General features: G+C 61.2%; 11 protein-coding genes. 6 read left to right on the top strand and 5 right to left on the bottom strand.

The window, feature by feature from the left end; all coding sequences use genetic code 11:
- The 6 genes from ACXJKO_RS13960 to ACXJKO_RS13935 all read left to right on the top strand — a co-directional run.
- On the top strand, positions 1–545 hold a 545-nt coding region (locus ACXJKO_RS13960; protein WP_457091694.1), incomplete at its 5' end, for an isocitrate/isopropylmalate family dehydrogenase.
- A gap of 89 nt (positions 546–634) precedes the next feature.
- A complete protein-coding gene (locus ACXJKO_RS13955; protein WP_457091693.1) occupies positions 635–1477 on the top strand; it encodes a hypothetical protein in 843 nt (280 codons plus the stop codon).
- Between the two features lie 70 nt (positions 1478–1547).
- Positions 1548–1736 (top strand): hypothetical protein, encoded by a 189-nt coding sequence (locus tag ACXJKO_RS13950; RefSeq protein WP_457091692.1) that lies wholly within the window; start codon positions 1548–1550, stop codon positions 1734–1736.
- Positions 1737–1752: 16 nt separating this feature from the next.
- A complete protein-coding gene (locus ACXJKO_RS13945) occupies positions 1753–2217 on the top strand; it encodes a GFA family protein (protein WP_457091691.1) in 465 nt (154 codons plus the stop codon).
- 151 nt (positions 2218–2368) lie between these two features.
- Entirely contained in the window at positions 2369–2800 is a 432-nt protein-coding gene (locus ACXJKO_RS13940; RefSeq protein WP_457091690.1) for a DUF2231 domain-containing protein, read from the top strand.
- Positions 2797–4080, top strand: coding sequence for a PQQ-dependent sugar dehydrogenase (locus ACXJKO_RS13935; RefSeq protein ID WP_457091689.1), 1284 nt, complete (start codon positions 2797–2799; stop codon positions 4078–4080). The genes ACXJKO_RS13940 and ACXJKO_RS13935 overlap by 4 nt, the downstream gene beginning before the upstream one ends.
- Before the next feature lie 85 nt (positions 4081–4165).
- Here ACXJKO_RS13935 and ACXJKO_RS13930 read toward each other — a convergent pair whose 3' ends face one another.
- From ACXJKO_RS13930 to cckA, 5 genes are all read right to left on the bottom strand, one after another.
- Positions 4166–4618 carry a translation initiation factor 2 gene (locus ACXJKO_RS13930; protein WP_457091688.1) on the bottom strand — a complete coding sequence of 151 codons (453 nt, stop codon included), beginning with the start codon at positions 4616–4618 and terminating at the stop codon, positions 4166–4168.
- A 187-nt stretch (positions 4619–4805) separates the two neighbouring features.
- Positions 4806–7460: an alanine--tRNA ligase gene (gene alaS, locus ACXJKO_RS13925; protein ID WP_457091687.1), complete on the bottom strand. Its 2655-nt coding sequence runs from the start codon at positions 7458–7460 to the stop codon at positions 4806–4808.
- A gap of 185 nt (positions 7461–7645) precedes the next feature.
- On the bottom strand, positions 7646–8239 hold the full coding sequence (locus ACXJKO_RS13920; protein ID WP_457091686.1) for a hypothetical protein: 594 nt from the start codon (positions 8237–8239) through the stop codon (positions 7646–7648).
- Positions 8240–8409: 170 nt separating this feature from the next.
- Positions 8410–9504 carry a recombinase RecA gene (gene recA, locus ACXJKO_RS13915; protein WP_457091685.1) on the bottom strand — a complete coding sequence of 365 codons (1095 nt, stop codon included), beginning with the start codon at positions 9502–9504 and terminating at the stop codon, positions 8410–8412.
- Positions 9505–9674: 170 nt separating this feature from the next.
- Positions 9675–12206: a cell cycle histidine kinase CckA gene (gene cckA / locus ACXJKO_RS13910; RefSeq protein ID WP_457091684.1), complete on the bottom strand. Its 2532-nt coding sequence runs from the start codon at positions 12204–12206 to the stop codon at positions 9675–9677.
- Positions 12207–12783: the final 577 nt, after the last annotated feature.

Here is a 12783-nt window from a genome sequence, read left to right as displayed (position 1 = left end):
TCTTCGAGGAGGTCTACCAGAACGAGTTCAAGGCGAAGTTCGACGCCGCCGGCATCACCTACGAGCACCGCCTCATCGACGACATGGTGGCCTCGGCCCTCAAGTGGTCGGGCGGCTATGTGTGGGCCTGTAAGAACTACGACGGCGACGTGCAGTCCGACACCGTGGCGCAGGGCTTCGGCTCGCTCGGCCTCATGACCTCCGTGCTGATGACGCCGGACGGCAAGACGGTGGAAGCGGAAGCCGCCCACGGCACCGTGACSCGCCACTACCGCGAGCACCAGAAGGGCAAGGAGACCTCGACCAACTCCATCGCCTCGATCTTCGCCTGGACSCGTGGCCTSGCCCACCGCGCCAAGCTCGACGACAACGCCGMKCTCGCCAAGTTCGCCGCGACGCTTGAGAAGGTCTGCGTCGACACGGTCGAGTCCGGCTTCATGACCAAGGACCTCGCGCTCCTTGTCGGCGCCGAGCAGAAGTGGCTCTCCACCACCGGCTTCCTCGACAAGATCGACGAAAACCTCAAAAAAGCGATGGCGGCTTAATTCAGCTTCTCTCGAACGAATTAAAAATGGCCGGGCTTGTCCCGGCCATTTTTGTTATAGAATAGCAGGTGACTCGAAAGGGCCTTGCGATGAAGAACATCTCCGCGTTGAAGCACCTGTCGTGCGCATTCCTGGCAGCGGCCTTGCTGGCAGCCGGAGGCGCTCAGGCACAAACGCAACCACAGGCCGTTCGCCTGCGTGAGATCAAGGATCTCGACAAGCTCGATCCCAACTGGATCATGGGCATGTGCAACCTGCCCGGCCTCGAGTGCAACAAGGTGGAAGTGCCGCGCCTGTTCGAGCGCAAGACCGACAGCGGCGTTGAGTATTACGCCACGCTGGAGGGACTGACCCTCGCGCGCCTCGTCATGAAGGCACCGGGGCAATGGCAGCTTCTCGACCGCTGGAGCTTCGCGGATTACCCGCTCACACCGCGCAAGGATGAAGAGGCGGGCAGCTATTCGCAGATCAACATGCACCCTGCCCTCTACCCTGTAGGCCCCGATCTCTGGGCGATTGCCGTGCTGACCGACATCACGGAATCCTATTCGGGCGGCGGCGCAAGTTTCACGAAGGCGGATTTCGTGATGCTCGATCCGAAAGCATCAAGTGTCGGCGAGAGACAGCGATTGCTGGCAGGCATCCCCTTCAGCTGCCAGAAGAGTATCCGCGCCTGTTTCAGCGAAAAGGACTACAAAACTTCCGCCAACTGCCACGAGGAAAGCAGCGGCTATCTCACCCTGAAAGTTGCGCCCTCCCCCGCAGGCGGCTTCTACGACTGGACCGCCACGTGGCATGAAACCGCTCGCCCCGGCGGCAAGCCGAAAGCTACGCAAACCAAGACGCAGACTGTCGCCACTCTCAAGCTCGGTACACAAGCCGCTGCACCTGAAGCATTTCCATTCTGCGAAGGCGGACCGGCAGATCCTTGAAGGCAGAGCAACCAGCTTAGACGGAGAAGCGTTCAAGATAGAGAAACCACCATGCAAAAGGTTCTCCAAAATGAGCGACATGTCCCCGGACGATGGCCCTCTGGAATATGCCGTGAAGGAGTATCGACGCCTGTTCGAAGAGGCACGCCTTGGCCAGCGGCCTTGGGATGAAGATGCCACTTTAAGGGCGCTGGCCGAGAAAACCCACGTAACCCTCGAAGAGCTGCGGGCGGCGATCGCCCCCTCGTCGCGCTCATAGCAACTCGGCCCCAACCATGTCCGATCAATCATCCCCCGTCATGACCGGCGGCTGCCAGTGCGGCGCGGTGCGCTATGCGCTTCAATCCGAGCCGACCCGAGCCAGCATCTGTCATTGCCGCATGTGCCAGAAGGCATTCGGCAATTATTTCGCACCGTTCACTGGCCTGCCGCAGAAGGATCTGGTGTGGACGAAAGGACAGCCCGGCACTTTCAGAAGCTCCGAGGCTGCGGAGCGTGGGTTCTGTCGCGATTGCGGGACGCCGCTGACCTATTCCTATCTGGAGGACGACCGGATCAGCGTCTCCATCGGCAGCCTGGATCATCCGGAGCGTGTTACTCCGGAAATCCAATACGGCATCGAAAGCAGGCTGCCCGCCTTCGCGACGCTTCACACACTCCCGGGCATTACAACTGAGGACGACAATCCGTCCGAGGAGCTGGCGAAGATGAAATCCCGCCAGCACCCGGATCACGAATGAAGACTGGCCGAATAAAGACCTGCCTAGCCTTCCCGTCATCGGGAAAGCTGGGCTGTTTTCTCGAAACCAACTGATCACTGACGCATTGAACCTTCGACACCCTTGCCGATCGTGACATCACGCGCTCGGCCTAGGAGCGAGAGGAGATGCTTTGGTCGCCACATACAGTTCAGGCTCTCTGAGGCCGCTCCATCCCCTTCATGCAATCCTTCTCGCGTTCCCGCTACCCTTGTTCGCGGGCGCGCTGATCAGCGACTTTGCCTACCAGGCGACCTTTCACATCCAATGGGCCAATTTCTCGTCCTGGCTCATTGCCGGAGGTTTGGTTGGCGGCGGCTTCGCAGCCCTTTGGGCGCTGATCAATCTCTTTCGCAGGGGACCGGCACATAAGGGACGGATGATCGTCTATTTCGTCGTGCTGGCCGTCATGTGGGTGCTCGGCTTCATCAACGCACTCGTTCACGCGAAAGATGCCTGGGCGACCATGCCGGAAGGCCTTTATCTGTCGGCGATCACCACGCTTCTGGCCCTCATCGCAGCTTGGATCGGCTATTCCGGATTCCATACAGGAGAGGTGAAATGATCCGCTCGACCCTCCTCATCGGCGCCCTGACGATTGCCCTCTCCGCCAGCAACGCTGAAGCCCAGCCACAGCAATTCGGCCCGAATCCGAACCTGCCCGAGCCGGAGCGCGGCCTGTTGCCCAGCATGAAGATCCCGAGACCGGCGAACTGGGGCAACGATCTTCCGAAGGTRCCGCAGGGCTACAAGATCCAACCCATCGCCACGGATCTCAAGATTCCGCGTCAGACCCTGGTCTTGCCTAATGGCGATATTCTGGTGGCGGAAGGATCAGGCGGTTACGCGCCGACCTTACGCCCCAAGGACATGATCGCGGGCTACATCAAGAGCCTCGGCAAGAGTTCGATGAAGGGCGGCAATCGGCTGACGCTGCTGCGCGACGCCGATGGCGACGGCACTTACGAGATGCAGGGCGTCTTCGCCGACAACCTCGACGCACCCTACGGGCTCGCGTTCATCAACGGCGCCATCTATGTCGCGAACCAGGATGCGCTGGTGCGCTTCGACTATCGGGATGGCGACACCAAAGCGAGCGGGCCTCCGACGAAGGTCACCGACCTGCCCTCTAAGATCAATCATCACTGGACGAAGTCGATGGCCGCCAGCGCGGACGGGCGCTTCCTTTATGTGGGCATCGGCTCCAACAGCAATATCACCGAGCGCGGGATGGATGCCGAGGAAGACCGGGCCATGGTCTGGCAGATCGATGCACAGACGGGCGCGCACAGGCCTTACGCAACGGGCCTTCGCAACCCCACGGCGCTGACCATCCAGCCGGGTTCGGGGCAGCTCTGGGCTGTCGTGAATGAGCGGGACGAAATCGGTCCCGACCTCGTTCCCGATTATCTGACTTCAGTGAAAGAAGGCAGTTTCTACGGCTGGCCCTACAGCTATTGGGGCCAGAATGTCGATCCGCGCGCACAGCCGCAGGACCCGGAAAAGGTCGCCGCAGCCATTCGCCCGGATTATGCCTTAGGATCGCATGTGGCGGCGCTCGGCGTGGCCTTCTCGATCCCGGCCATGGGTCCCGATTTCGCAGATGGGGTGTTCGTGGGCATGCACGGCAGCTGGAACCGCAGCGCTCCAGTGGGCTACAAGGTAGTCTTCATCCCATTCCGCGATGGCAAGCCTGCCGGTGAGCCAATCGATTTCGTGTCTGGCTTCCTGGTCAATGACGGCAACACGCGGGGCCGCCCGGTCGGCGTGACGGTGGACCCGCGCGGGGCSYTGATCGTCGCCGACGATCTGTCGAATACGATCTGGAGAGTGACGAAAAACTAGTGTTGGTCGTCACGGAAAACCAAGTGTCTTGAGGAGTGGGCGGGAATGAAATCCCGCCCGCATCCGCATCATGACGGGACTTGCCTTACGAAGTCGGCGCAGCCTGTTCCTTCACGGGACCACGCGGAGCCACAGGCTTCTTGCTCTTGCGGGAGAGCACCAGTGGGACGAGGCTCACATTCACCGGGTTCGGGTAATGCTCGAGGGTCGAGCCGGTCGCGGCATCGACGCCCATGCCGACCACACCTCCGATGAGGACATTGCCTGCGAAGCCGGCGGCCCCGGCACCCGCGACACGGGTCTGCACCATCACGTTCTGGCTTTGGTAGCCCTGCTTGGAGAAGGTCGCCACAAACTCGGATTTGCGGCTCACATCCAACGTGCACGGGGTCGTCGGGCAGGTGAGGCCCGTCGAGGTCCGCATCTCCGCGGAAGGCGTGGAATCGAAGGTGATCTGTTCGGTCGTGCCACGGGTGACTGTGGCGCAGGCTCCCAGGGATAGGCTGCCCGCAAGAACTGCGAGAAGTGATACGCGCATAATGCTGCCCCGTTATCTTTCTTTGTTGTTTCTCGCCGATGCGAGCCCGCACAACTAGAAGGATAAGTTACAGTATTTCAAGTACGGAACGGCGCTGTGCACAGGGCTGTGAGCCGCCTGACGATCCTCACATGGAAAAGCGTCAGGCGGTCATATTCGATGCCGTTGCGGCGTGGACCGGCAGGCTTCAGGCGCCAGCCGACATGGCCGCTTCGATCGCCGAGAGTGCGGCCTCGGCCTGGGCACCGTCGGGGCCGCCGGCCTGGGCCATGTCGCGGCGTCCGCCGCCACCCTTGCCGCCGAGCTTTTCCGAGCCGACGCGCACGAGGGCGACCGCATCGTATTGCCCGGTCAGGTCGTCCGTGACAGCCACCACGATGCCGGCCTTGCCGTCATCCGCGACGCCGACGATGGCGACGACGCCGGAGCCGAGGCGCTTCTTGCCCTCGTCGGCGAGGCTCTTGAGATCCTTCATCTCGACGCCGGTGACAGCACGCGCCATGAGCTTGATGCCGCCCACTTCCTTCACCGGATCGCCGCCGCCCGCAGCGCCGCCGCCCATGGCGAGCTTGCGACGCGCTTCGGCGAGCTCCCGCTCCAGTTTGCGGCGCTCTTCGAGAAGAGCGGAGAGACGGGACGAAACCTCGTCCACGGGGGCTTTGAGCAGGCCGGCAACTTCGCGAAGCTTGCGGCTCTCATCCGCGAGGTAGCGACGCGCAGCGTCACCGGTCATCGCTTCGAGACGGCGCACGCCAGCGGCGACCGCGCTCTCACCCACGATGGTGACGAGACCGATATCGCCCGTGCGGTTCACGTGCGTGCCGCCGCAGAGCTCCACCGAGAAGGTCTTGTTGCCCTCGGTCTTGCCCATGGAAACGACGCGGACCTCATCGCCGTATTTCTCGCCGAAGAGCGCGCGGGCGCCTGACTCGATGGCCTCGTCCACGGCCATGAGCTTCGTCACCACCGGCTCGTTCTGGAGCAGCACCCTGTTGGCGATCTCCTCGACTTCCTTCAGCTCCGCATCCTCGATGGGCTTCGGGTGGCTGAAGTCGAAGCGCAGGCGGTCGGAGGAAACCATCGAGCCCTTCTGGGCCACGTGATCGCCGAGCACCTGGCGCAGGGCCTCGTGCAGAAGGTGGGTTGCCGAGTGGTTGGAGCGCACGGCCGAACGGCGCTCGTGCTCCACATTCAGCTCGAGCGACTGGTTCAGCTTCAACGAACCACGCTCCACGGTGACGTGGTGCACGAAGAGATCGCCGAGCTTCTTCTCGGTGCCGGTCACGAACACGCGGGCGCCCTCGCCCTGCATCACGCCGGTATCGCCGACCTGACCGCCGGACTCGCCATAGAACGGCGTCTGGTTGAGGACCACGAGGCCGGTCTCGCCGGCCTTTAGCTCCTGCACCTCGTCGCCATCCTTGAGCAGCGCCACGACGATGCCCTCGGCGGTCTCGGTATCATAGCCGAGGAACTCGGTGGCACCGGTGCGCTCCTTGACGCCGAACCACACGGTTTCCGTCGCCGCCTCACCCGAGCCGGACCAAGCCGCGCGGGCCTTCTCGCGCTGGCGCTCCATGGCGGCATCGAAAGCGTCCGTATCGACGCCGATGCCGCGGGATTTGAGCGCGTCCTGCGTCAGGTCGAGCGGGAAGCCAAAGGTGTCGTACAGCGTGAAAGCCGTCTCGCCCGAGAGGTTCTGGCCCTTGGTGAGATTGCGGGTCTCATCRTCGAGGATCGTGAGGCCGCGCTCCAGGGTCTTGCGGAAGCGGGTTTCCTCCAGCTTCAGCGTCTCGGTGATCAGCGCCTCGGCGCGGATCAGCTCAGGGTATGCCTGCCCCATCTCGCGCACGAGAACGGGCACGAGGCGGTACATCAGCGGGTCGCGCGCGCCGAGCAGCTGCGCATGGCGCATGGCGCGGCGCATGATGCGGCGAAGCACGTAGCCGCGACCCTCGTTCGACGGCAGCACGCCATCGGCCACGAGGAAGCACGAGGTGCGCAGATGATCCGCGATCACGCGGTGCGAGGCCTTGCGGTCGCCTTCAGGCGCCACACCGGTGGCATGGGCCACGGCCTCGATGAGCGTGCGGAACAGATCCGTGTCGTAGTTTGAGTACACGCCCTGCATGATCGCCGAGATGCGCTCCAGGCCCATGCCGGTATCGATGGAGGGCTTCGGGAGTACGATGCGATTGCCGGGCTCGATCTGCTCGTATTGCATGAACACGAGGTTCCAGAACTCGAGGAAGCGATCGCCGTCCTCCTCCGGGCTGCCGGGAGGGCCGCCCCAGAGTTTGTCGCCCTGGTCGATGAAGATCTCCGAGCACGGTCCGCAGGGGCCGGTATCGCCCATCTGCCAGAAATTGTCCGAAGTCGGGATGCGGATGATCTTGGAATCCGAGAACCCGGCGATCTTCTTCCAAAGGTTCGCGGCCTCGTCGTCGTCATGGTAGACGGTGACGAGAAGCTTCTCTTTCGGCAGGTCGAATTCCTTGGTGATCAGGCCCCAGGCCAGCTCGATGGCCCGCTCCTTGAAGTAATCGCCGAAGGAGAAGTTGCCCAGCATCTCGAAGAAGGTGTGGTGGCGCGCCGTGTAGCCCACATTGTCGAGATCGTTGTGCTTGCCGCCCGCGCGGACGCATTTCTGCGAGCTCGCCGCCGTGCTGTAGGGACGCTTTTCGACGCCGGTAAAGACGTTCTTGAACTGCACCATGCCGGCATTCGTGAACATCAGGGTCGGGTCGTTGCGCGGCACGAGAGGGCTCGACGCCACGACCTCATGGCCGTTCTTGGCAAAGTAATCGAGGAAGGCCGACCGGATTTCGTTGACGCCGCTCATGGGTTCTCAAACTCGGGAATTGGGGGCTTTTCGGGCCCGGTAATCTCTTGATGGAGGCCGGTTTTAGCGGTCAGTAGACCTGCTGTCGAGGCATAGCGTCCAATCCGCCTCTCTTTCCCTATCTTGATCAGGGTCAAGCAAATTAAGGACGCAGATCGGCCTGTGAGCCTTGTGAGGGAAGCGCCTCATGCTTGATATGTGCCAGAGAGCTTTTGCTCGATGAAAGCCATCATTCCTTCAGCATCGGGTTGCTGTCCGAGAATGAGCTCGGGAATGGCAATGACGGCGCAGTTCTCTGCAATAAGATAAAGAGCAGATTCTCCTTTGTGGCGGTCAGCAATTTCCTTCCAGGGAAACAGCTGAATAACGTTATCCACCACTACTAGAATTCCCCCTTCGCTCAACATGAGATCGCAAGCCCTATTTCCATTTATCTTATGCAAAAATTTATAAGCAGCCCTTTTGTATCCTAGATGAATAAGACTCAGCCCCGATATGATCACCAAGATGTAAATTATATAAGCATCTTTAGAACCTGAGCTATAGTAAGACAATGTATATAGCGTCGAAATAAAGACGATAATCCAGGCTATAATTTTATAAGGTAGCGTCGTATGACGATTTTTTAGCTGTAACTGACGAGCATATATATTTTGTGCAGCTACATAAATCTTGTAATCAACCTTCGGAATATGAATCCGCCAAAAGACTTGCCCAGACACGGTCTTTATCGCTTCGAATTTGTGAGCGATTTCCAATTCGAAATCCGTATTGTTCATGTGTCACCCAGCAAAATAACGCCCTTGCAGAGTGTTATACAGTTTCAGAAATAGAGGGAATGTAAACTTAGATTCTGTGAGTTTGCCCATCATCGGCGGCCCAAAGAAAAAGACCGCCGCGATCTCTCGCGACGGCCATTCCTTTGCCCTTGAAGGAGAGCAAAACCTCTTTAGTCGGCGGAACCTTCATCCAGGTCATCGGCGGTCGGAGTCGCCTGGTCCAGAATGCGGTCTGCCAGGAGACCGGAATTCTGGCGGATGAGAGCCTCGATCTTGTTGGCGACCTCGGGGTTGTCGCGCAGGAACTGCTTCGAGTTCTCACGGCCCTGGCCGAGGCGCTGGCTGTCGTAGGAGAACCAGGCGCCGGACTTCTCGACGATGCCGGCCTTGACGCCGAGATCGATGAGCTCGCCCACCTTGGACACGCCCTCGCCGAACATGATGTCGAACTCGACCTGCTTGAAGGGCGGAGCGACCTTGTTCTTGACGACCTTCACGCGCACCGAGTTGCCGATCGGGTCCTCGCGATCCTTCAGCGTCGAAACGCGGCGGCTGTCGAGGCGCACGGAAGCGTAGAACTTCAGCGCGTTACCGCCCGTGGTTGTCTCCGGGCTACCGTACATGACGCCGATCTTCATGCGGATCTGGTTGATGAAGATCACCATCGTCTTCGACCGGGAGATCGAACCGGTGAGCTTGCGCAGGGCCTGGCTCATGAGACGGGCCTGGAGGCCCGGCTRCACGTCGCCCATTTCGCCGTCGAGCTCGGCCTTCGGGGTCAGGGCCGCCACCGAGTCGATGACCAGCACGTCGACCGCGCCGGAGCGAACCAGCGTGTCGCAGATTTCAAGCGCCTGCTCGCCGGTGTCGGGCTGGGAGATCAGGAGATCGTCCAGGTTGACGCCGAGCTTGCGGGCATAGACGGGATCGAGTGCGTGCTCCGCGTCCACGAAGGCGCAGACGCCGCCCTTCTTCTGGGCTTCGGCAATGGTGTGCAGCGCCAGCGTGGTCTTACCGGACGATTCCGGCCCGTAGATCTCGATGACGCGGCCGCGGGGCAGACCGCCTACGCCGAGCGCGATATCGAGGCCCAGCGAACCCGTCGAGACGGTTTCGATTTCAACCGGCTGCTGGCCCTTGCCGAGCCGCATGATCGAGCCCTTGCCGAAGGCGCGCTCAATCTGAGAGAGCGCCGCGTCGAGAGCTTTCGATTTGTCTTTATCCATTGATGAGCTTTCCACCAGTCTCAAAGAAGACTGCGACATGACCAGACATCCTTATGGCAGGAGGAGGAATGAATCTCAACGCGGTGTTGATGAGATATATGTACTCACTTTGTTCCTGTCCGCAAGTTCTTTTTTCGTTCTCATTTCAGAATTCACAGCCCTTTCGCCGACCACATTGATGCAGCGAAAAATACAACATTAACAGATAGTTAACGAGCCATGACCTGTTTCACCGTCTCCACCAATTGGCGCAGGCTGAAGGGCTTGGGCAGGAAATTAAACTCCTCCCCTTCCGGCAGGTTCTTGCGGAAGGCTTCCTCCGCGTAGCCGGACACGAAAATCACCTTCAGGTCCGGGTAGAGCTTGCGCAATTCGCCGAGCAGCGTGGGGCCGTCCATTTCCGGCATCACCACGTCGGAGACCACGAGATCGACCGGTGCGCCGCGCTCCTGAATGATCTCCAGCGCCACAACGCCCGACTCGGCCTCCAGCACCGTATAGCCGCGCGCGGTCAGCGCCCTGGCATTCACGGCGCGGACCGGGTCCTCGTCCTCCACCAGGAGAATCGTGCCCTGCCCCGTCATGTCGGCGGCGGGCTTCTTCGGTTCGTCGGCCTTCGGCTCTTCCGGCAGCTCCTGCGCGGCCGGGATGTGGCGCGGCAAATAGATGCTGAACGTGGTGCCTCCGCCCGGCTTCGAATCGACATCGATATAGCCGCCGGACTGTTTCACGATGCCGAAGACCGTGGAGAGCCCGAGGCCCGTGCCCTTGCCCACTTCCTTCGTGGTGAAGAAGGGCTCGAAGATCTTGYCCAGCACCTCCGGCGTCATGCCGCTGCCGGTGTCCGATACCTCGACCAGCACGTACTCGGCGGCCGGCATGGCGCTGACGTTGAGGCTCGTCGCCTCCTGCGCGGAGACATTTGCAGTGCGGATCGCAAGCTTGCCGCCGTCCGGCATGGCATCGCGGGCATTGACCGCGAGGTTCACCACCACCTGCTCGAACTGATTCACGTCGGCCTTCACGAACCAAMGGTCGCGGCCGTGGCTGAGATCGAGCTCCACCCGCTCGCCGAGCAGGCGTTTCAGGAGCATGGAGAGATCGTAGAGCCGGTCGTTGAGGTTGAGCACCTCGGGCCGCAGGGTCTGGCGGCGCGAGAAGGCGAGCAGCTGACGCACGAGGCTCGCGGCCCGGTTCGCGTTCTGCTTGATCTGCATGATGTCCTGGAAGGACGGATCGGTGGGCCGGTGGTTGGCGAGCAACAGGTCGCTGTAGCCGATAATGGCCTGCAGCACGTTGTTGAAATCGTGCGCCACGCCGCCCGCGAGCTGGCCGACCGCGTTCATCTTCTGCGATTGCGCTAGCTGCTCCTCGACCTTCCGGAAATCGGTGGTATCGAGGGCATAGATGATCGCTGTCTCACCCTCCGCGCCCGTATCGCCCACAGGCGTCACCCAGACGCGCACCGAGCCGCCGTTCTCGCCCGCCGTCTGCAATTCGAGCGGCGGAATATCGCCCTTGTTCTCGGCCGCCGCCTTGAGCGCCGCATCGATGGGCGCGGCCTCGCGGAAGCTGTCGAGGATCGAAGGCCCCTCACCTAGCCCTTCGCCGGTGCGAGGCAGCGTGCCGAAGAGTTTCGAGAACGGAACGTTCGCATGGACGATCCGGCCCGTCCGGTTGACGGTCGCGATGGCGATGGGAGTGTTGTTGAAGAAGCGCACGAAGCGCACCTCGGCGGCGCGCTGGCCCTCATCCACCTCGACGCCGGGAGAGCGGTTGAGGACGAGGGTGCGGGAGGCGCCCATGCGCCCATCCTGGCCGAAGGCGATGCGGTGATAGAGGCGCACCGGCAGGAACTGGCCGTTGCGGCGGCGAAGATCGAGATCGAAGTTCTCCGTGCGCACGCTGCCCGGCTCGCCGGTGAACGAGGTCATCATCGCCACCACATTGCGCGGCAGGATGTCGGCAAGGTTCAGGCCGCCGGAACCGACCTGGGCGAGATCGTAATCGAGCCATGTCGCGAGGGTCGCGTTGAGATAGATGATCGACCCATTGGGATCGATGGAGAGGAAGCCCGCCGGCGCATGATCGAGATAATCGATGGCGTGCTGGAGTTCCTGGAACACGTTTTCCTGACGCTCGCGCTCATGCGTGATGTCCGCGATGCTCCACAGGGTCGCTTCCCGGCGGCTCGGGCGCGGCACGGGCCGCACGCGGACGCGATACCAGCCGAATTCCTGCGCGCCGTCGAGGGACGGCGAGAGACGGATTTCCTCCGTGCCCGTGCGATGCTCGCGCGCGGCCTGCGCCAGACGGTAGATCGCCTCAGAGACTTCCGGCGCACCCATGAACAGCCGCTCGACGGGGCGAACTTCGCCGCCAGTCGCGCCCGCGAGCGACATATAGGTCTGGTTGGCATAGACGATCCCGCCATCGTCCTCGATCACGGCGAGCCCCTCGCCCGAGGTATCGGACATGAGCTTGGTGATGTCGTTGCGGGCCACCTGCCCCGCGAACTGGATCACTCCGATGGCGAGAGCGAACAGGAAGAACACGCCGGCCATGGCGAAGAAGGCGAGAAGACCCAGAAGCAGGAGCTGCGCCTGATCGCTGCCGAGGAACCGCAGACCCAGGACCGCGCCCACCATGATGCCCGCAAGCAGCAGAACCCATCCGATATGGCCGGGGCGGTCGGAGCGGTCGATAGTCGATCCCTTCGGCATGTCGCCCTCGTGAGCCATGAACTTCTCTATCCTTCAGGAAGGCGACTATGCCGGCACCGGCTGCAGGATTGCATCCGACCGTTAACTTTTTCGCCCGTCCTACACGGAATTTATTGATTGACCTCTAAGGCGGCATCAAGGGACTTCGCAGGAGGCGTAGAGACATCTGTCTGTTTCAAATGCATGCAGCAGCTCATACGCGCAGTCGCTCCAAGATCGCGCATGTGGGACGCGCTTGTCCTCGAATAGGTGCTTTAAAAACCGAACCAGCCTTGAAAGTTACCCGGGCTCACAAGGCCCGGGCAATTGCATTTCGGAAGGCAGATCCACCGCCTGAACACTGCATCGTAACCAAAACTTGCCCTGAAATTGGCATTTTGCGGGAAAATAAGCTTTCCTTCATCGTCTACCACATCGCCGCCCAGGCATGAGAATGCCTGAAGTACGGGAACTAATGTGACGGATTACCTTTTTGTGATGGGTTTGCCGAAGCGCTCATCCACACCGTTAACCATCTGTTAACCTTGCGGCTGGCTTTAACCGTCAATGTGGTACAACCAACACAGAACTGGCCTGTAAAGGCCCCCCACAAGGC

The sequence above is a fragment of the Microvirga sp. P5_D2 genome (assembly GCF_054049475.1).
The sequence above is the reverse complement of the archived record's forward strand: the minus strand, read 5'-3'. Positions and strand labels throughout refer to the sequence as shown.

What these genes read in the sequence shown, in the direction of transcription:
- ACXJKO_RS13945 (WP_457091691.1), top strand. Translation starts at nt 1,753, where the DNA reads ATGTCCGATCAATCATCCCCCGTCATGACCGGCGGCTGCCAGTGCGGC.
- ACXJKO_RS13955 (WP_457091693.1), top strand. Translation starts at nt 635, where the DNA reads ATGAAGAACATCTCCGCGTTGAAGCACCTGTCGTGCGCATTCCTGGCA.
- ACXJKO_RS13930 (WP_457091688.1), bottom strand. Translation starts at nt 4,618, where the DNA reads ATGCGCGTATCACTTCTCGCAGTTCTTGCGGGCAGCCTATCCCTGGGA.
- ACXJKO_RS13950 (WP_457091692.1), top strand. Translation starts at nt 1,548, where the DNA reads ATGAGCGACATGTCCCCGGACGATGGCCCTCTGGAATATGCCGTGAAG.
- ACXJKO_RS13920 (WP_457091686.1), bottom strand. Translation starts at nt 8,239, where the DNA reads ATGAACAATACGGATTTCGAATTGGAAATCGCTCACAAATTCGAAGCG.